Source organism: Kocuria sp. KH4 (assembly GCF_053711175.1).
Genome location: NZ_JBSJYX010000002.1, coordinates 226,722 through 245,997, shown reverse-complemented (window position 1 = coordinate 245,997; position 19,276 = coordinate 226,722). Strand labels below are relative to the sequence as shown.

The following is a 19,276-nucleotide window of genomic DNA, read 5'->3' as shown; positions in this document are numbered from 1 at the left end:
GGACCCGGGGCACCGCCCGGCACCCTCGGAAGGATGAGCTCGGCGGCCCTCCGCGGCCCCGGTCTCCCTCTTCCGGCGGAGGAGGCGCCGGCGCTCACTCCGCCTCGGGAACGCCGATCTGCATCGCCCGGCGGCCGCGCAGGACGTCGACGGCCACCACGCCCAGGAACCAGACCAGGAACAGCACCCGCACGGCCGCCAGCAGGTCCTGGGCGTCCCAGCCCGTGCGGGCGGTCCACGGCAGCAGCGGCCAGGCCGCCTCCGGCAGCACCAGCGTGGTCCACCACAGCACCTCGACGAGCTGCCAGGCCGCGAACTCGATCCAGTTCCGCCGGCTGAGCACCAGCAGCGGGGCCAGCCACAGCGCGTGCACCAGCGAGTAGGCCGGGCCCGTGAGCACCAGCACGGTGAGCAGCAGGAACGCGACCTGCACGACGCTGGGCTCCTGGCGGGTGAGCAGCGTGAGCACCAGCACCGCCGCGCCGCCGAGCACGAGGGCCAGGAGCACGTGCTGGCCGCTCTCGGCGGCCCCGGGGACGGCGTCCGCACGGCCCCAGACGCTCCACAGGGAGGAGCCGGCCACCGGGCGGTCGGCCGCCGCCCGGAACCGGCCGAGCCACTGCTCCCACGCCGCGATCATGAAGGGGCCGTTGACCAGCAGCCACGCGGCCAGGGTCCCGGCGAGGACGACCGCGAAGTCCCGGAACTGGCGGTACCGGGCCGCGAGGAAGAGCACGGCCAGCAGGACCACGAGGGGGAACAGCGCCACGGACGCCCCCAGGCCGAGGAGCACCCCGGCCGGTCCCGGGCGGCCGCGCACGTGCAGGAGCAGCGCCAGGACCATGAGCAGCACCGCCCACAGGTCCCACGTGCTGAAGCCCACCAGCGCCGCCACCGGCGCCAGGGCCAGGACGAGGGCGTCGGCCCGGCGGCGGCCGGAGAGCCCGGAGACCACGGCGACCGTGGCCAGCCACAGGAGCGCCAGCAGCACCACGGAGAGGTTCGCGGACACGCCGCCGCCCACGTCCGCGCCGAGCAGCGCGGTGAGCCGGGCCGCGATCCACCCGAGCACCGTGGTGACCATCCCGACCAGGGCGGGCTGGTCCCCGGCGGGACCTCCCGTGAAGAACCCGTCCAGGGTCCCGGCCGTAGCCGCCGGGGTCACCTCGGTGGCGCACAGCGCGGGGAGCTGCTCGGCGGCCGCGCCGCCGGGGACCCGGCAGGGCAGCCGCAGCAGGTAGGCCACCATGACCGTGTAGAGGCACAGGCCCGCCAGCTGCAGCCCGTGTCCGCCGAGGCGCCCGCCCGGCCGGCTCATCGGGTCCACCGCCGGCCGTGCAGCACGTCCTCCGGACGCGGAACGGAGCGGTCAGCGCATATGCCTTGTTCGGCATGCATAGAGGTCACGGGTGGAGCGGCGCGGCGGGCCGACTCGTCCGGCCGCCCCGGGCCGATCCGCGGCGCGGGGCGCCGCCCCGGCTCCGGGGCGGTGCGGGGGGCGTCCGGGACGGACTCCGCCCGGGTGCTCACAGGGTGTCCGCCGCCCAGGCCCGCAGCCGCCGCTCCGCCTCCTCGGCGCCCAGCTCCCCCTCGTCGAGCCGCAGGTCCAGCAGGAACCGGTAGGCCTGCCCGACCACGGGACCCGGCGGGACGCCGAGCACGGCCATGATCTGCTGGCCGTCCAGCTCGGGGCGCACCGCGTCGAGCTGCTCCCGCGCGGAGAGCTCGGCGATGCGCTGTTCGAGGTCGTCGTAGGCGGCGGACAGCCGGGCCACCTTCCGCCGGTTCCGGGAGGTCACGTCCGCCCGCGTGAGCCGGTGCAGCCGCTCCAGGCACTCCCCCGCGTCCCGGACGTAGCGGCGCACGGCGGAGTCGGTCCACCCGGCGTCCCCGTAGCCGTAGAAGCGCATGTGCAGCTCCACCAGCCGGCTCACGGTGCGGATCGTGTCGTTGTCGAAGCGCAGGGCCCGCATCCGCTTCGCGGTGAGCTTGGCGCCCACCACCTCGTGGTGGCGGAAGCTCACCGCGCCGTCGGCCCCGAAGCGGCGGGTCGCGGGCTTGCCGACGTCGTGCATGAGGGCCGCGAAGCGCAGGGCGAAGTCGGGGGCGGGCACGGGACCGTCCGGGCCGGTCTCCAGCTCCGCCGCCTGCTCGAGCACGGTGAGGGAGTGCTGGTAGACGTCCTTGTGCCGGTGGTGCTCGTCCGTCTCGAGCTGCAGGGCGGGCACCTCCGGCAGCACGACCGCGGCGAGCCCCGTTCCCACGAGGAGATCGACCCCCTGCCGGGGCCGGCGCCCGCAGACCAGCTTGACGAGCTCGTCCCGGACGCGCTCGGCCGAGACGATCGCGATCCGCTCCGCCATGTCCGTCATGGCGGCGCGCACCTCCGGGGCCACCTCGACGTCGAGCTGGGAGGCGAAGCGGGCGGCGCGCATCATCCGCAGGGGGTCGTCCGAGAACGAGTCCTCCGGGGCACCGGGCGTGCGCAGCGTCCGGGCGTGCAGATCCTTGACCCCGCCGTGCGGGTCGACGAGCTCGAGCCCGGGCAGCCGCAGCGCCATCGCGTTGATCGTGAAGTCGCGGCGGAACAGGTCGTCCTCGAGCGAGGTGCCGAAGGCCACCTGCGGCTTGCGGGAGTCCGCGTCGTAGGCCTCGGCCCGGTAGGTGGTCACCTCCAGCTGCACGTCGCCCCGGCGCATCCCGATGGTCCCGAAGTCCCGGCCGATCTCCCACACCGCGTCGGCCCAGCCCGCGACCACGGCGAGGGTCCGGTCGGGCGTGGCGTCGGTCGTGAAGTCCAGGTCCAGGGCGGGCCGGCCGAGGAAGAGGTCGCGCACGGGCCCGCCCACGAGCGAGAGCTCGTGGCCGGCGTCGGCGAACCGCCGCCCCAGGTCGAGGGCGGCGGGGTGGATCGCGTCGATGTCGGGGAGCTGCGTCATGGTGCCGCCCATTGTTCCAGACCCCGGAGCGCCGGCCCGTCCGGACGGGCCGCCCGGGCGGGCCGGGAACCGGTCCGCGGCCCCGCCCGCGGCGCGGTGCGCGGACCCGTCCGCGGGCGGGAGCCGGGAGGAGTGTGGCAAGGTAGGAGACATGGCTTTCCCCGTCCCCAGCGCACCGAAGAAGCGGCCCACCGCGCCGGCCGCCGCGCTGCCCACGGTCGAGGAAGTCTCCGCCGGGGGGATCGTCGTCGACCTTGCCACGCCCTCCCACCCGGTGGCCATCATCGCCCGGATCAACCGGGGCGGACGCCTCGAGTGGTGCCTGCCCAAGGGCCACCCGGAGGGCGCGGAGACGAACGAGGAAGCCGCGATCCGCGAGATCGAGGAGGAGACCGGCATCGCCGGGGAGGTGCTGAGCCCGCTGGGCAGCATCGACTACTGGTTCACGGTCTCCGGGCACCGCGTGCACAAGACGGTGCACCACTTCCTGCTGCGCGCCACCGGCGGGCACCTCACCACGGACAACGACCCCGACCACGAGGCCGTGGACGTCGCGTGGGTGGACATCGACGACCTCGGCCGGAAACTGTCCTTTCCCAACGAGCGGCGCATCGCCGACATCGCCCGTGAATACATCATCCACCAGCTCTGAGACCGTGCGCTCCCCCGGCGGGCGCCAGGACGCGCCGCCCGCCCCGGCCCGGCGCTCGGGGGCGGCCTCCAGCGCGATCATGGCCTCCGGCACGCTGGTCTCCCGCGCCCTGGGGTTCGTCAAGACCGTGCTCATCACGGTGGCCATCGGCTCGATCACGACCGTCTCGGACGTCTTCGAGCTGGCGAACACGCTGCCGAACTTGATCTACGTCCTCGTGGCCGGCGGCATCTTCAACGCCGTCCTCGTGCCCCAGATCATCAAGGCCTCCCGGACCGCCGACGACGGCGGGGCCGACTACATCTCCCGCCTGCTCACCCTGGCCGTGCTCGCGCTGCTGGGCGTGACGGCGGTCGTGGTGGCCCTGGCGGGACCGATCGTGCGGACCATGGGCACCGACTGGACCGAGGGGCAGCTCTCGCTCGGCGTGACGTTCGCGCTGTTCACGTTCCCGCAGATCTTCTTCTACGGCCTCTACACCGTGGTGGGTCAGGTGCTCAACGCCCGCGGCGCCTTCGGCTGGTACATGTGGGCGCCGGTGGTCAACAACGTGGTGGCCATCGCGGCGCTGCTCGTGTTCATCCGGCAGTTCGGGGCGTACGCCGCGGCGGAGCACTCCTTGGACGACTGGACGGCGGCCAAGACGTTCTGGCTGGCGGCCATGGCCACCGTGGGCGTCGCCACCCAGGCCCTGGTGCTCTTCTGGCCGCTGGGCCGGCTGGGACTGCGGCTGCGCCCCCGCTTCGGCTGGCGCGGCATCGGGCTCTCCACCGCCGCACGGCTGGCCGGCTGGACCCTGGCCACGGGGGTCATCGCCAACCTGGCGTTCCTGGCCCTCACCAAGGTCGCCGCGATCCCCACCGGCTCCCGCCCGGAGTACCTCGCCATGGACCCGCCGCAGCAGATCGCGGGCGTCGCGGCGCTGAACCAGGCCTCGATGCTGTACTCCCTGCCGCACGGGGTGATCGGGCTGTCCATCGCCACGGTGCTGTTCAACCGGATGGCCGCCGCCTCCACGGACGGGGACCGGACCGGCATGGTGGCGTCCCTGTCCTCGAGCCTGCGGATCACGGGCGTGGCCACGGTCTTCGCGACCGTCGCCCTCATCGTCTTCGCGGGACCCCTCGGCATGCTCTTCAGCGGCGGCGTGCCCTCCGCCGGAGCCGTGATCGGTCAGGTGGTCACGGTGATCGCGATCGGCGCGCCCTTCATGTCCGTCTCCTTCATGCTCGGCCGCGCCTTCTACGCGCAGGAGGACGCCCGCACCCCGTTCCTGGTGCAGGTGGGCGTGGCCCTCTTCACCGTCGCCTGCGCGCTGCTGATCGCCTCCCTGGCCCCGCCGCACCTCGTCATCTTCGCGGTCGCCGGATGCTACGCGGCCCAGAACATCCTGAGCACGCTCATCTACCACCTGGTCCTGGTCCGGCGGATCGGGGACTACGACCTCGCCCGCATCCTGGACGCCCACGCCCGGATCCTCGTGGCGTCCCTGCTCGCCGGCGGGGTGGGTGCCGCGGCCCTGTTCCTGCTCGGCGGCTACGACCCGCACGGCTTCCCCTGGACCGGTCAGCTGAGCGCGATCGCGACCGTCGCCGTGGGCGGGACCGTCATGGGCGTCGCCTATCTGGGCGCCCTCCGGCTGTGCCGCGTCCGGGAGCTCGACGACCTCGTGCGCCCGGTCCTCGCCCGGCTCGGCCGCTGACCGTGTGACACGGCTCTCCGCCGCGGGCCGCCGGGACCGGTAAAGTGCACAGTGGTCGGCGACGTGGGCCAGGAACACCCCTTCCGCCCCGCCGGCCACCCCCGCCCGCGAATTCCGGCCCCCGCCCGCGAATTCCCGACCCCCAGGGAGCCAACGTGCCCGCACCGATGAAGCTCGGTTCCGTCCTCGGCGGCCGCTACAAGGTGGTCACCGACGTGCTGGCCACCGCCGAGGGCGACCACGTGCTCGAGGGCCAGGACCAGATCCTGGGCCGCCGCGTCTCGATCCTGCTGCCCGCGGAGCGGCACACCGCCCTGCTGGTGGAGAACGCCCGCTCGATGGCCAACGGCAGCATCGGCGCCCCGTTCCAGATCCTCGACCTGGGCCAGGCGGAGGCCCACACCTACCTCGTGACCTCGCACACCCCGGCCGCGGACATGCTGGACTCCCTGCTCGTGGAGCCCGACGAGATCGAGGACGAGTCGCTCAGCGACGACATCTTCGGCGCGCCGCGCGGCACCGGCAGCGCCTCGTACGTCTACGACGAGCCGGACCCCACCAGCCCGACGCCGGTGGTCGCCACCGAGCCCGCGGACGACCTCGGCGGAGCGGCCCCCGAGCCCAAGGTCACCCGGTGGCGGGACGACGACTCCTACGACGACGCCGCCCCCGCCCCCTCGGTGCGCACGCGCCTGGGCCGGCCGGTGCGGGTCAGCGCCACCTCGACCCGCTCCACGCTCTTCGACCGGGCGGCCGCCAGCGGCACCGCCGCCGTGGCCGGCCGCACCGCCGGCACCGACATCGATCCCGGCTACGACGGCGACAACCGCTACGACAGCTACTACGACGAGCACCAGGAGGCTCCGGAGCGCGAGCCGGAGGCGCCCGCCGGCCCGCCGCCGCGCGGCCAGGACCCCGCTCCGCGCACCCAGCGGGGCGGCCGGGGCCTCCTCCTGCTGGTGGTGGTGCTGCTGGCCCTGCTGATCGGGGCCGTGGTGTTCAGCTTCGACCGCCTGGGCGGGCTCTTCACCGGGGCGAACGCCCCGGACCCGGCCGCCAGCGCCCCCGCCGGGGAGGACGGGGGGACGGAGCAGTCCCCGCCGGGCGCGGAGGCCGAGCCGACGGCCCCGGCGGCGGACCCGCAGCCCACGGCCGTGACCCGGCTCGTGCCCGGCAACCCGAACTTCATGGCCGACCAGGACGCCCAGCTGGGCCAGACCGTGGACGGGAACCCGTCCACCTACTGGATCAGCTACGGGTTCTCCGACCAGAGCTTCGGCAACCAGGCGCCCAGCGTGGGCCTGGCCGTGCAGCTCGAGGAAGCCGCACCGGTGGAGACCCTGCGACTGAGCCAGTCCTCCGGGTCCGGCGGCCTCTTCGACGTCTACGTCAACGACACCCCGACCCTGGACGGCGCCCAGCAGGTGGGCTCCGGCTCCTTCACCGGCCCGGAGATCACCGTCCCGCTGGCCGCCGGGGCCCGGGAGGAGGACCACCAGTACGTGATCGTGAACTGGACCCAGCTGCCGCAGCTGACCAACCCCATCGCCGGGTTCACCTACGGGCTGCGGGTCGGGGAGATCCAGCTGGACTGACGGCCCCGCCGCCGGCGGCCGCGGCCGGGCACGCGCGGCACCGGAATATCCGCCGTGCGCGCCCCGTTGTGCCAGTGGTCCCCGCGGCCGGACCCGTCCGGCCGCTCCCTGTACGGAAGGTCAGCAGAACAGTGAGTCCCGACTTCGGTCCCGTGATCAACGCCCTGGATCTCACCCCGCGCGGCGGCGAGCCGACGTCCGCCCCCGGGGACGAGGTCGTCCACGAGGTGATCGTCGTCGGCTCCGGCCCCGCCGGGTACACCGCCGCGATCTACGCCGCGCGCGCCGACCTCCACCCCATCGTCTTCGCGGGCTCCGTGACCGCCGGCGGCGAGCTGATGAACACCACCGAGGTCGAGAACTACCCCGGGTTCATCGACGGCATCCAGGGCCCGGACCTGATGTCCAACATGCAGCAGCAGGCCGAGCGCTTCGGCGCCGACATCCGCTACGAGGACGTCATCGCCCTGCAGCTCGAGGGCGAGGTCAAGACCGTCACCCTCGAGGACGGCTCGGTGCACCGCGCGCACGCCGTGATCATCGCCACCGGCTCCGCGTACCGGGAGCTCGGCCTGCCGGACGAGAAGCGGCTCTCCGGCCACGGCGTGAGCTGGTGCGCCACCTGTGACGGCTTCTTCTTCAAGGAGCAGCACATCGCGGTCGTCGGCGGCGGGGACTCCGCCCTCGAGGAGGCCACCTTCCTCTCCCGCTTCGCCTCGAAGGTGACCGTGATCCACCGGCGGGACAGCTTCCGCGCCTCCGAGATCATGCAGCAGCGGGCCTTCGAGGACCCGAAGATCGAGGTGCTGTGGAACGCCGAGGTCGTGGCCATCAACGGGGAGGAGAAGGTCCGCTCCGTCACCGTGCGGGACACCGAGTCCCGGGAGACGTCGGAGCTGCCCGTGACGGGGCTGTTCGTGGCGATCGGCTCCGACCCGCGCACCGCGCTGGTCGCGGACCAGCTCGAGCTGACCGTGGACGGCACGATCCAGGTGGACGGGCGCAGCTCCACCACCAGCCTCGCCGGGGTCTTCGCCGCGGGCGACGTCGTGGACGCGACGTACCGGCAGGCGATCACCGCCGCCGGCTCCGGGTGCGTGGCCGCGGTCGACGCCGAGCACTACCTCGCCGCCCTGCACGACCGCTCGGTGCTGCACAGCTGAGCGTCCCCGGCCCCGCGGCCGGGCGGGACGGCACCGGCCGCCCCGCCCGGCATGGGCCATAATCGAACCAGTTCCGTCCCTCGCACCAGATCCACAGAGCGCGCCGAGCACGCCACGAGCGGGCCGGCGCCCGGACAAGGAGAAACATGAGCGCCGCCAAGAACGTCACCGACGCCGACTTCCGGACCGAGGTCCTCGAGTCGGACAAGCCCGTCATCGTCGACTTCTGGGCCGAGTGGTGCGGCCCCTGCCGCATGGTCGGCCCGGTCCTGGACGCGATCGCCGCCGAGCACGCCGAGGCCGTCGAGGTCGTCAAGCTGAACGTGGACGAGAACCCCGCGGTGGCCTCCCAGTACGGCATCACCTCGATCCCCGCGATCTACCTGTTCTCGGGCGGGGAGGTCGTCAAGAAGGCCATCGGCGCCAAGCCGAAGAGCGCCCTCGAGAAGGAGTTCGCCGACTACCTGACCCCCGGGAACTGATCGGTCGCACCGACATCCCTGCCACATCGCGCTCATCCGTCCTCTCCCCCAGCGGGAGGGGACGGATGAGCCGTTGTACCGGCACCGACGACGACCCGACGACCGTGGGACATCTGTGAAACTCGACGACACCGAACCGATGCTGCGCCGCACCCTGACGAACCGGCGCGTGGTGGGCCTCCGGGAGCGTCTGCTCCGGGCCGGCGTCACCGTGGCCTACCTCGCGCCGCAGGACGTGAACAACCCCTCCTACTTCGACGACCACGTCGACGCCGCCGTGCGGGCCTTCCAGCAGGAGCGCGGGCTCATCGTCGACGGCCTGGTCGGCCCCGAGACCGACCGCTGCCTCAACGAGGCCCAGTACGCGCTCGGGGACCGCCCCCTCTACCTCGACGAGGACCGCCCCCTCCGCGGCGACGACGTCACCCGACTGCAGCACAACCTTTCCCGGTTGGGTTTCTACTACGGGCACCTCAACGGAGTCTTCACCCGCAGCACGCACCATGCCGTGCTGGAGCTGCAACAGAGCCTCGGCGTGGCGGAGACGGGTGTGGTGGACCTCGACACCATCGCCGCCCTCGCCCGGATCAACAAGAACATCACCTCGTCGAAGGCCTTCTCCCTGCGGGACTACCACCGCCTGGAGCGCGCCACCTCGGCCCTCCGGGGACGTTCCGTGGTGCTCGTGCCCTCGCGCGCCGCCGGCCAGCAGCCCCCGGCCTCGGCCGCCCCGGACTTCGCGGAGCGCGCGGACGAGATCACCACCGATGTCTCCGTCCTGGCCTTCGGGCTGCTGCAGGAGATCGGCGCCGCCCCGGTGGTCGTGGCGGCGGAGCCGGGCCTCAGGGACCGCCGCGGTGAGCCGGTCCGGTGCGAGCCCTCCGTGCCCGAGGCCGTGGGCGGCCGCCCGGATCCCGTGGTCGTGTCCCTGCACTGCGACTGGAACGACTCGCCGGCCGCCACGGGTCTCGCCTCCTACTACTGGGGCGAGCAGGACCACTCCGAGGTCTACTCCCCCATCGGTGAGCGCGCCGCCGGGCTCGTGCTCAAGGAGATGGTCGCCCGCACCGGTGCCCTCGACCTCGGCAGCCATGCCCGGCAGTGGGAGCTGCTGCGCACCCACGACGCCCCGACCGTCTGGCTGGACCTGGGCTACCTCTCCAGCGCCACGGACCGCGCGGCCCTGGCGGATCCCGAGCACCGCGGCCACCTCGCGGAGGCCATCGTCTTCGGTCTGCAGCGGATGTTTCTCCTCGCGGAGGACGACGTGCCCACGGGCACCATGCGCCTGGACGACGTCACGGAGTTCAACGGACGCTGAGCCCGAGCCCTGTCGCGCACAAAGCCCCGGTGTTTCACGTGAAACACCGGGGCTCCGTGCTGTCGGGGCCGCTCAGGACCGCTCGATACCCGGGTCCAGCACCTCGATGATGCGGTTCAGGTCCTCCACCGAGGCGAACTCGATCGTCATCTTGCCCTTCCGCGCCCCAAGGGCGATCTTGACGCTGGTGTCCAGCCGGTCGGCGAAGGCCTCGGCGATGTAGTCCAGCCGCTCCTTGTGCCGGCCGGCCGGGGCCGCCGCGCGCGGAGCCTTGCGGTCGGTCCCCTCGGTCAGGGCCACCGCCTCCTCCGTGGCCCGGACGGACAGCCCCTCGGCGACGATGCGCTGGGCGAGCCGCTCCATCTCCGCGGGGTCGGCCAGGGACAGGAGCGCCCGGGCGTGGCCGGACGACAGCACCCCGGCGGCGACGCGGCGCTGGACGAGCGGAGGCAGCCGCAGCAGGCGAATCGTGTTGCTGATCTGCGGACGGGACCGCCCGATGCGCCGGGAGAGCTCCTCCTGCGTGGCGCCGAACTCCTCCAGGAGCTGCTGGTACGCGGCGGCCTCCTCCAGGGGGTTCAGCTGGCTGCGGTGCAGGTTCTCCAGCAGCGCGTCGCGGAGCAGGTCGTCGTCGGAGGTCTCCCGGATGATCGCCGGGATCGTGCCGAGGCCGGCGCGCTGGGTCGCCCGCCAGCGGCGCTCCCCCATCACCAGCTCGTACGACGTTCCGCCGTCCTCCCGGCTGGGTCGCACGACGATCGGTTGCAGCACGCCGAGCTCGCCGATCGAGTACGCCAGCTCCGCCAGTTCCTCCTCGTCGAAGACCTGCCGCGGCTGCTTCCGGTTCGGGTGGATCGCCGCGACCGCGATCTCCGCGAACGTGGCACCGGGCACGGTCGCCAGCCCGTCGGCCTCCGCCGTCGTTTCACGTGCAACACGGTCCGCGGTATCGGACGTGCTGGCCGCGGCGTCGTCGGCGGCGGGGCGTCGCCCTTGCGCAGACGGCCGTGCGCTCGACGGCGGTCGCGACGAGGACCGCGTTTCACGTGAAACGCGGTCCGCGGGTGACGCCGTGTCGGCGGGCACGTTCTTCCCCTGCTCGCCGGCCTCCGCCCCGGTCGGACCGGCCGGGTCCGAGGACGGGCCCGGCGCGTCCTCCCGAGCGGGCGGGCGGCCCGCGTCTCGACCGTCCACGGGGGCGGCCGGGGACGCCGACGGCTGGAAGAACATGTCGGACGGACGGCTCACCAGGGTGGTGTTGCGCAGCGCTTCCCCCATGTCCATGCGAGCTTTCATGGCCTTCTGCCGAGCAGCCGGGCTGACGGAGCGACCCCGGGTCCCCGCCCCGGCCCGACCTGCGGGCAGGGAGGTCTCCGGGGCACGGCCCGGCGCGGTGTCGCTCGCGTCCGGTGCCGGGTCCGTGGTCGACGTGGTGCCCGCGGGGGCGGCTCCGGTCGCACCGGATTCGCCGGCGGCCTCCGCGGCGCCCCGCTGCGGACGGGTCACGGCGTCCTCGGCACCCTCGCCGTGCGCGGCGTCGGTGTTCGCGGCCGACGCGCTCGGCGGCGGGGTGGTCGCGGCCGTCGACGGCTCGTCCGGAACGTTCGAGGAGGCCGACCGCGGCGATGCGGTCCGTCCGGTCGCGGTGCCGGATGTTCCACGTGAAACATCGGCCGGGGGAGCGGCGGCCTCCTGTCCGGTCCGCGCCGCCCGTGCCGTCCCGACCGACGGGTCCGGTTCGACCGGGGTCTCCGTCCGCGTCCCTGCGGCCGGAGCGCTCGGGATGAGCGCCCCCAGTCCCCGACCCAGACCACGTCGTCGTTCGCTCACGGTGTTCCTCTCCTCGCGCGGCAATCCGGTCAATTCTAGCCGAGGAGGCCTCCTCGTCCGGCCGCTCCACACAGAGGGCCACCGTACGCATGTCATGGCCGTGCCGGTGTCGACGCCATGCTGCACGGCATGTCCGGACACCGCACACCGCACCCCTGCGGGTGTCCGGAGGGATCGCGGGCAACGACGGCAGGAGGCATCGACGACCCCGGTTCGGATGTCCCGACGCCCACGGCCGTCCGTCGCCCGCGGCAGGACATCGTCGTCGACCACAGCGCCGAGGCGCATCGCCACTGGTCCGGAGGGGTGCTGGCGAATCCGTCGGCTGCGCCACAGCGATCAGTGACGGCCGGTCGCGGCCGATGGGCGCCTCGTCCTGCGTCGGGACGACACCCACTGTCCGGGCCATGGGAGCAGAGCGCCCGGTCAGTCCTGCTCGTCGTCCGCGGGGGTCGAGCCCGTTCCGTGCGTCGCGCGGACGGGGTGGAGACACCGGTCAGGACGCCTGGCCTGTGCGGGCGCGTCCGCCTCGTCGCAGGGTCTCACGCGAGGCACCGGCCACTCTGTTTCACGTGAAACACGGCGGGGCTCCGGTGCGGAACGGCAGTTGTGCCGGTCCGCACCCAGCAGCGCGCCCGCCTCCGACGGAGACGGGCGCGCTGTAGGGGAGGGGAGGTCGGTCAGCGAGCGGCGCGCTGCGCGATCTCGGCCGCGGCCTCGAGGTAGGAGAGCGCACCGGTCGAGCTGGGGTCGTAGTTGATGACGCTCTGCTGATAGCTCGGCGCCTCGGAGATCCGCACGGAGCGGGGAATCATGGTCTCGAGCACCTCGTCCGGGAAGTGCGTGCGCACCTCCTCGGCCACCTGCGACGCCAGGTTCGTCCGGCCGTCGTACATGGTGAGCAGGATGGTCGACACCGTCAGCTCCGGGTTCAGGTGCTTCTGGATCATCTCGATGTTCTTCAGCAGCTGGCTCAGCCCCTCCAGGGCGTAGTACTCGCACTGGATGGGAATGAGCACCTCCGTGGCGGCGACGAAGGCGTTCAGCGTCAGCAGGCCCAGGCTGGGCGGGCAGTCGATGAAGACGTAGTCGAGCCGCTCCAGGCCGTCCGCCTCCCGCTGCCGCGCGTAGGCCTCCAGGGCCCGCCGCAGCCGGTGCTCCCGCGCGACCATGGACACGAGTTCGATCTCGGCGCCCGCGAGGTCGATGGTCGCCGGCACCACCCACAGGTTCTCGGCCTCCGCGGAGGGCTTCACCGCGTCGGCGATGGGCATCTCGTCGATGAGGACGTCGTAGGTGCTGTCCACCTCGGAGTTGTGCTCCACGCCGAGTGCGGTCGAGGCGTTGCCCTGCGGGTCGTTGTCGATCACCAGGACGTTCTGCCCCTGCCGCGCCAATGCGACGGCGAGGTTCACGGAGGTGCTCGTCTTGCCGACGCCGCCCTTCTGGTTGCTTATGGTGAAGACCCGCGTCGCGGCGGGCTTCTCCAGCTGGACCTTCTTCAGCCTGGCGCGTCGCCTGGTCTCTTCCACGAGCGTCCTCCCCAGCGGCGTGTCGTCCGCCATCGTCGTCATCTTGGACAGCTGTCCGTCGGTTTCACGTGAAACACGGGTGCCACGGTCTGGAACAACCTTCACCGGTTGATCTATGGGATCCGGCGGGAACTCCTCGCCGAAGCCCACCGGGCTTTCCCGGCCGTCGTCGATCGGCATCTGACTGCGCACCTTCCCGGGTCGTCTCGATGTGGTTCCCTCCGGGCCCGGCCTCCCGCGGGGGGAGGTCATCCGGGCCCGGCCGCCGGGCGGGGGAGCGCGGAGCGCCCCGAGGGGACGGCCACAGCGCCACGCCCGCGGCACACGCCCTCCAGCCTACCGTCGCCGCACCGCACCGGGAGCGGGACCGCTCAGAGCCGCACACGGACCACCGTGGTCGGCTCCGGGAGCAGGTCGTCGCCCACGGTGACGACCTCGGTGGAGCGGGCGCCGTGGCGGGTCAGCTTCTTCTGCGCCTTCTCGATCTCCTGCGCGGCGGAACGCCCCTTGAGCGCGAGGAGCTCGCCCGTGCCGCGCAGCAGCGGGAGCGTGATGTCCAGCAGGCCCACGAGGGCGGAGACCGCCCGGGCCGTGACGACGTCGACCTCGCCCACCTCGTCCCCGGCCTGCTCGGCCCGGGCGCGCAGCACCCGGACGTTGGTCAGCCCCAGGTCGGCCACGACCTCGTCGAGCCACTGCACCCGGCGCTCCAGCGGCTCGATCAGCGTCAGCCGCAGGTCCGGCCGGGCCAGTGCCAGGCACAGCCCGGGCAGCCCCGCTCCGGAGCCGACGTCGGCCACGCGCGCGTCCTGCGGGACGAGCTCCTCCACCACGGCACAGTTGAGCACGTGACGACTCCACAGCCGCGGCACCTCACGGGGGCCGATGAGACCGCGCACGATCCCCGAGGACGCCAGGTGCGCGACGTAGCGCTCCGCCAGTTCCAGCCGGTCCCCGAACAGCCGCTCGGCGGCCAGGCGCTCCCGGGGGTCCGGCAGCGGGGGCTCCTGCGCGGTGGGGGAGGGGCGCGGGTCCTCGGCCATCAGGCCTGCTCCGCGGAGACGACGATGTGCCGTTCCGCTCCGTCGCCCTCGGACTCGCTGACCAGGCCCTGCTCCGCGACGATGTCGTGCACGATCTTGCGCTCGTAGGCGGACAGCGGTTCGAGGTGCACCCGCCCGCCGGTCTCCCGAGCCTCCCGGACGGCGGCGAGGGCCATCTCCTGCAGCGCCGAGGACCGGCGCCCCCGGTAGCCCGCGACGTCGAGCACGAGCCGGGAGCGGCGCCCGGTCGCCGCCAGGACGGAGAGCCGCACGAGCTCCTGCAGCGCCTCGAGGACCTCTCCGTCCTCCCCGACGAGCGCGGAGAGGCTCCCGTCGTCGTCGCCCTCCGCGACGACGGACAGGTACGTGCGCCCGTCGCGGACCTCGATGTCGATGTCCCCGTCGAGGTCCGCCGTGTCCAGCAGCTCCTCGAGGTAGTCCGCCGCGACCTCGCCCTCCTCCTCGAGGGGGTCGACCGCGGGATCCTGGTCCCGGCCGGTCGGCGCGGGGGCGTCCGCCGGCGCACCGCCTTCGACGGGGTGGGGGGTGGGCTGCGCCTCGTCGGCGTCCTGGGTGGTCTGCCGGATGTCGCTCATGTCGTCTCCTGGGGCCGTGGAAGCACGGGGCCGGGCAGCCCGGCCCCGTGCGGGGAGAAAGTCGCGGGGTGACCCGCAGCGGTCACCGCGTCTGTTTCTTCTTCGCCTGCTGCCGCTGCCGCTTCTTGCCGACCGGCTGCTGGCGCTGGCCGGCGGCGGCCCGGGCACGCTGCTCCTCGACCTCCGCCTCGTGCTCCTCGCGGGACTTGCCGAACGGGGGCAGGCCCTTGGCGGCGCGGCGCTCGTTGAGCTCCTGCTCCGCCTGGGAGCCGGGAGTCGGGTTGTTGCGGATGACCCACCACTGCTGGCCCATGGACCACACGTTGGAGACGGTCCAGTAGATGAGGACGCCGATGGGGAAGTTGATGCCGCCGATCGCGAAGACGAGCGGGAACAGGTAGAGCATCATCTGCTGCTGGCGGTACATGGGGGAGGCCTTGGCGGTCTCGCTCATGTTCTTGGCCGTCAGCTGCTTCTGGGTGAAGAACTGCGAGGCGGACATCGCGACGATCATCACGACGGCCAGGACGACGGTCGCGACGTGGTTGCCGTCGCCCGGGTTGAGCAGCGTCGAGAAGAGCGGGGCGCCGAAGAAGGTGGCCTCGTTGAAGGACTGCACGGTGGCGGCGTTGAGCACGTGCACGCCCTCACCGGCCGCCGCCGACGTGGGGACGCCGTTGAGCACCTGGAACAGGCCGAAGAAGATCGGCATCTGCACGAGGATCGGCAGGCACGCGGAGAACGGGTTGGAGCCGTGGCGCTTGTAGAGCTCCATCTGCTCCTGGGCCATGGCCTGACGGGAGAGCTGGTCCTTCTTGCCCTTGTACTTGGCCTGCAGCTTGGCCATCTCGGGCTGCAGCTCCTGCATGCCGCGCATGGACTTGATCTGCTTGAGGAACAGCGGGATGGTCAGCGTGCGCATGACCAGGGTCAGGCCCACGATGCACAGCACCCAGGTGATGCCCGCGGCGGGATCCATCCCGACGGCCGTCAGCAGCTCGTGGAAGACCCACAGCACGGCGGAGACGACCCACCTGAAGGGGAAGAGGATCAGTTCGAACAGATTCATGGGGAAAGCTCTCCTTGGGCCGCGGGGCCGGTGCCTCCGGCGGGGTGGTGCTGGTGGCGCTCGGCGAGGGTGGGGTGGTTCAGCAGGACGATCTTGGGCAGGGACGCGAGGTCGGGAAAGCTCCGACCGCCGTCCGGGACCCTGTCGATCCCACCGGCCGCCCAGGGGTGGCAGCGCAGGAGCCGGCGGACGCTGAGGCCGAGACCGCGCACGGCGCCGTGCACCGTGACGGACTCGAGGGCGTAGGCCGAGCAGGAGGGGAAGTACCGGCAGACGTCCCCGTACAGGGGGGAGACGATGCTCCGGTAGAGCTTCAGGCCCGCGATGAGCGCGTTCTGCGGCAGGAACCAGAGGGCCTGCCACGCCGACGCCGGGCGGACGTACTCGTGGGGGGCCGCGGCGAGGAGGTCCTCGTGCCCATGGGCGTGCTCGCTCATGACGCTGGCTCCTCCCATCCGGGTCGGTGGTCTTCTGCCGGGGGCGTCCCGGTCGCGGTCCGCGCGACGCCCGCGCGCGCGGACGCCGTCCGCCAGGCCCTGGCGTAGTCGGCGGCCAGCTCCGCCCAGTCCGCCGCGGAGGCGGGCGGCAGCGCACGGACGACCACGTCGTAACCGTACGGGTCCTGCCTGACCGTGGTCTGGGCGAGTTCCCGCAGGCGCCGCTTCACCTTGTTGCGCCGGACGGCGTTGCCCACCGCCTTCGAGACGACGAACCCGAAGCGCGCCGGGTGGTCCTCGGCGGTGGGGCGCACATATACGACGACGTTCCGGCGCCCGTTGCGGGCGCCGGAACGCGTGGTGGCCGAGAACTGGGCCGAGGTCCGGATCCGGTGCCGGTCAGGCAGCACGGTCCGGCTCCTGCCGGGTCCGGTGCTCCGGCGGCACGGACCCTGCCACCCGCGCAGGGGTGGTCGTCCGGGGCGCCGGTGCCGACACGGGCCGGCTCAGGCCGAGAGCTCGGTGCGGCCCTTGCTGCGGCGGGCGGCGAGGATGGCGCGGCCGGCGCGGGTGCGCATCCGGGCGCGGAAGCCGTGCTTCTTGGCGCGACGGCGGTTATTCGGCTGAAAAGTCCGCTTGCTCACTGGTTACTCCAAAGGCGTCGGGGTGTGCGCCGCATGGTCCTCGGCGCACCGGGTCGGTGCGGCGAAGGGGCGAGCGCAGCAGTGCTGGTGGATGCGTCCGAGCATGCGGAAGGGCATGACAGAGGACACATAAGACTAGCCCACCCTAGACAACGCACCGGGCACGGTCAAATCCGCGGACGACGACGCCCCGGGGCACCGGCTCCTCCGAGCGACCCCTCGGTGCGCCGGAGGGAGGTGCAGGCCGCCGGTGCGGCCTGCGAGAACGGGGCGGTGCTGTGCAGTGCACATCCTACCCACAGCTGTGCACCGATCTTGCTCACATCCTGTGGAAAACCCGTGCGCCCCCGGCCGCGGAACGGCGCGGAACAGGGCCCGAACTACACCTCTGTAGTTCCCCGGAGCCCAGTGGACCAGCTATGAACAGCTTCCGAGCATGTTCTAGGCTGGCACTCGCGGTCGGCCCCCGAACAGCTTTTCCACCGGTGTGAACAACTCTGTGGAAAAGGCTGCCGCAGCAGGACCGGGACGACCCGAGCACCGGCCTCGTCATCCCGACGACATCCCGACGACAGCAGGAGTACGCGTGGGCACGCAGGACAATCAGGCGCTCAGCGCGCAGTGGGCCGAATGCGTGCAGTACATGTACGAGGACCCCATGACCACCGGCCGGTACCGGGGGTTCATCTCCCTGGCCCAGCCGCAGGGGCTCATCGGCACCACGCTGCTCGTCGCGGTCCCCAACGAGCTGACCCGGGAGTTCTTCCAGAACCAGATGGCCTCGGTCCTGCGCTCCTCCGTGGGACGCGCCTTCAGCCCGGAGACCCTCGTGGCCTTCGTCGTGGACGCCGACCTCGAGGCCGCTCCCGCTCCCGCCCCGGAGCCGGGGCCGCAGGCGGCCGCGCTGCCCCCGATCAGCGAGCTCGAGGCCGAGCGCAACCGCACCGACGGGCCCGCCCGGCGCGACCCCGGGAGCACCGCCGACGCCGTGGGGATCGACCAGCGCATGCTCGACCTCGCCGCGGCGCGCCCGGAGCCGGTCGCGCCGGCCGTCGGCGACCGCACCCTGCCCCCGCCGCGGGACCCGCAGGCCGCCCCGCCCCGCCGCCCCGCGCAGGACACCGGCACGGCCCCTGCCGTGGTGGGGGAGTGGGACAGCTCCGCGCGGCTGAACCCGAAGTACGTCTTCGACTCCTTCGTGATCGGGCAGTCCAACCGGTTCGCCCACGCCGCCGCCTTCGCGGTGGCCGAGACCCCGGCGAAGGCCTACAACCCGCTGTTCATCTACGGGGAGTCCGGCCTGGGCAAGACCCACCTGCTGCACGCCATCGGCCACTACGCCAAGCGGCTGTACCCGCAGGTGCGGGTGCGCTACGTGAACTCGGAGGAGTTCACCAACGACTTCATCAACTCGATCCGCGACGACGAGGGATCCTCCTTCAAGGAGATCTACCGCAACGTGGACATGCTGCTGATCGACGACATCCAGTTCCTGGCCGGCAAGGAGCACACGCAGGAGGAGTTCTTCCACACCTTCAACGCCCTGCACAACCACGAGAAGCAGATCGTGATCACCTCGGACATGCCGCCCAAGCAGCTCACCGGCTTCGCCGAGCGCATGCGCTCCCGCTTCGAGTGGGGCCTGATCACCGACGTGCAGCCCCCGGAGCTGGAGACCCGCATCGCGATCCTGCGCAAGAAGGCCACCAGCGAGGGCATGGACGCCCCCGACGACGTGCTGGAGTACATCGCCTCCCACATCTCCACCAACATCCGCGAGCTCGAGGGCGCCCTGATCCGCGTCACCGCCTTCGCCTCGCTGAACAAGCAGGCCGTGGACCTGCCCCTGGCCGAGCTGGTGCTCAAGGACCTCATCACCGACGACGGGGCGCAGGAGATCACCGCGGCCTCGATCCTGGCCCAGACCGCGGTCTACTTCGACATCACCCTCGAGGAGCTCAAGAGCAAGTCCCGCACCCGCACCCTGGTCACGGCCCGGCAGATCGCCATGTACCTGCTGCGCGAGCTCACCGACATGTCCCTGCCGAAGATCGGCCAGGAGCTGGGCGGGCGCGACCACACCACGGTGATGCACGCCGACCGCAAGATCCGCACCCTGATGGCCGAGCGCCGGCAGATCTTCAACCAGGTCACCGAGCTGACGAACCGCATCAAGCAGCAGCAGCGCGAGGGCTGACCACCGCGCGCCGTCGCCGACGGGCCCAGCGGGACACCGGTGGGCCCGTTTCTTGTCATTCGTCCACAGGCCGC

The 19,276-nt window shown here is 72.5% G+C and carries 17 protein-coding genes; 7 read left to right on the top strand and 10 right to left on the bottom strand.

Features of this window, described 5'->3' with window-relative positions:
• Positions 1-94 precede the first annotated feature (94 nt).
• Both ACWCOM_RS03250 and ACWCOM_RS03245 read right to left on the bottom strand, forming a co-directional pair.
• Complete coding sequence (locus ACWCOM_RS03250) at positions 95-1,318, bottom strand: glycosyltransferase 87 family protein (protein ID WP_454547293.1); 1,224 nt, start codon at positions 1,316-1,318, stop codon at positions 95-97.
• A 208-nt stretch (positions 1,319-1,526) separates the two neighbouring features.
• Entirely contained in the window at positions 1,527-2,939 is a 1,413-nt protein-coding gene (locus ACWCOM_RS03245) for a CCA tRNA nucleotidyltransferase (protein WP_454547292.1), read from the bottom strand.
• Between the two features lie 151 nt (positions 2,940-3,090).
• Between ACWCOM_RS03245 and ACWCOM_RS03240 the strand changes: the two genes are divergently transcribed.
• The 6 genes from ACWCOM_RS03240 (at position 3,091) to ACWCOM_RS03215 (ending at position 9,854) form a co-directional block, all read left to right on the top strand.
• Positions 3,091-3,591, top strand: a complete 501-nt coding sequence (locus tag ACWCOM_RS03240; protein WP_454547291.1) for an NUDIX domain-containing protein — start codon at positions 3,091-3,093, stop codon at positions 3,589-3,591.
• A gap of 79 nt (positions 3,592-3,670) precedes the next feature.
• Positions 3,671-5,293 carry a murein biosynthesis integral membrane protein MurJ gene (gene murJ / locus ACWCOM_RS03235; RefSeq protein WP_454547321.1) on the top strand — a complete coding sequence of 541 codons (1,623 nt, stop codon included), beginning with the start codon at positions 3,671-3,673 and terminating at the stop codon, positions 5,291-5,293.
• 155 nt (positions 5,294-5,448) lie between these two features.
• Positions 5,449-6,888 (top strand): hypothetical protein, encoded by a 1,440-nt coding sequence (locus tag ACWCOM_RS03230; protein ID WP_454547290.1) that lies wholly within the window; start codon positions 5,449-5,451, stop codon positions 6,886-6,888.
• A 131-nt stretch (positions 6,889-7,019) separates the two neighbouring features.
• The gene (gene trxB / locus ACWCOM_RS03225; RefSeq protein ID WP_454547289.1) at positions 7,020-8,051 is read left to right on the top strand and encodes a thioredoxin-disulfide reductase; all 1,032 of its coding nucleotides are present in this window, start codon (positions 7,020-7,022) and stop codon (positions 8,049-8,051) included.
• A 146-nt stretch (positions 8,052-8,197) separates the two neighbouring features.
• The gene (gene trxA, locus ACWCOM_RS03220; RefSeq protein ID WP_454547288.1) at positions 8,198-8,533 is read left to right on the top strand and encodes a thioredoxin; all 336 of its coding nucleotides are present in this window, start codon (positions 8,198-8,200) and stop codon (positions 8,531-8,533) included.
• A gap of 115 nt (positions 8,534-8,648) precedes the next feature.
• Positions 8,649-9,854: a peptidoglycan-binding protein gene (locus ACWCOM_RS03215; protein WP_454547287.1), complete on the top strand. Its 1,206-nt coding sequence runs from the start codon at positions 8,649-8,651 to the stop codon at positions 9,852-9,854.
• Between the two features lie 72 nt (positions 9,855-9,926).
• Here ACWCOM_RS03215 and ACWCOM_RS03210 read toward each other — a convergent pair whose 3' ends face one another.
• The 8 genes from ACWCOM_RS03210 to rpmH all read right to left on the bottom strand — a co-directional run bounded on the left by ACWCOM_RS03210 (position 9,927) and on the right by rpmH (position 17,005).
• The gene (locus tag ACWCOM_RS03210) at positions 9,927-11,132 is read right to left on the bottom strand and encodes a ParB/RepB/Spo0J family partition protein (RefSeq protein ID WP_454547320.1); all 1,206 of its coding nucleotides are present in this window, start codon (positions 11,130-11,132) and stop codon (positions 9,927-9,929) included.
• A gap of 1,232 nt (positions 11,133-12,364) precedes the next feature.
• Positions 12,365-13,258: a ParA family protein gene (locus ACWCOM_RS03205; protein WP_454547286.1), complete on the bottom strand. Its 894-nt coding sequence runs from the start codon at positions 13,256-13,258 to the stop codon at positions 12,365-12,367.
• A gap of 329 nt (positions 13,259-13,587) precedes the next feature.
• The gene (gene rsmG, locus ACWCOM_RS03200; protein ID WP_454547285.1) at positions 13,588-14,259 is read right to left on the bottom strand and encodes a 16S rRNA (guanine(527)-N(7))-methyltransferase RsmG; all 672 of its coding nucleotides are present in this window, start codon (positions 14,257-14,259) and stop codon (positions 13,588-13,590) included.
• Positions 14,259-14,855, bottom strand: a complete 597-nt coding sequence (locus ACWCOM_RS03195) for a Jag family protein (RefSeq protein ID WP_454547284.1) — start codon at positions 14,853-14,855, stop codon at positions 14,259-14,261. The genes rsmG and ACWCOM_RS03195 overlap by 1 nt, the downstream gene beginning before the upstream one ends.
• Before the next feature lie 82 nt (positions 14,856-14,937).
• Positions 14,938-15,924, bottom strand: coding sequence for a membrane protein insertase YidC (yidC, locus tag ACWCOM_RS03190; protein ID WP_454547283.1), 987 nt, complete (start codon positions 15,922-15,924; stop codon positions 14,938-14,940).
• Positions 15,921-16,361 (bottom strand): membrane protein insertion efficiency factor YidD, encoded by a 441-nt coding sequence (gene yidD / locus ACWCOM_RS03185; protein ID WP_454547282.1) that lies wholly within the window; start codon positions 16,359-16,361, stop codon positions 15,921-15,923. Before yidD ends, yidC begins: the two co-directional genes overlap by 4 nt.
• Complete coding sequence (rnpA, locus tag ACWCOM_RS03180) at positions 16,358-16,771, bottom strand: ribonuclease P protein component (protein ID WP_454547281.1); 414 nt, start codon at positions 16,769-16,771, stop codon at positions 16,358-16,360. The genes yidD and rnpA overlap by 4 nt, the downstream gene beginning before the upstream one ends.
• A 96-nt stretch (positions 16,772-16,867) precedes the next feature.
• Complete coding sequence (gene rpmH / locus ACWCOM_RS03175) at positions 16,868-17,005, bottom strand: 50S ribosomal protein L34 (protein WP_019181680.1); 138 nt, start codon at positions 17,003-17,005, stop codon at positions 16,868-16,870.
• Positions 17,006-17,648: 643 nt separating this feature from the next.
• Here rpmH and dnaA point away from each other — a divergent pair.
• Positions 17,649-19,202: a chromosomal replication initiator protein DnaA gene (gene dnaA, locus ACWCOM_RS03170; protein ID WP_454547319.1), complete on the top strand. Its 1,554-nt coding sequence runs from the start codon at positions 17,649-17,651 to the stop codon at positions 19,200-19,202.
• Positions 19,203-19,276: the final 74 nt, after the last annotated feature.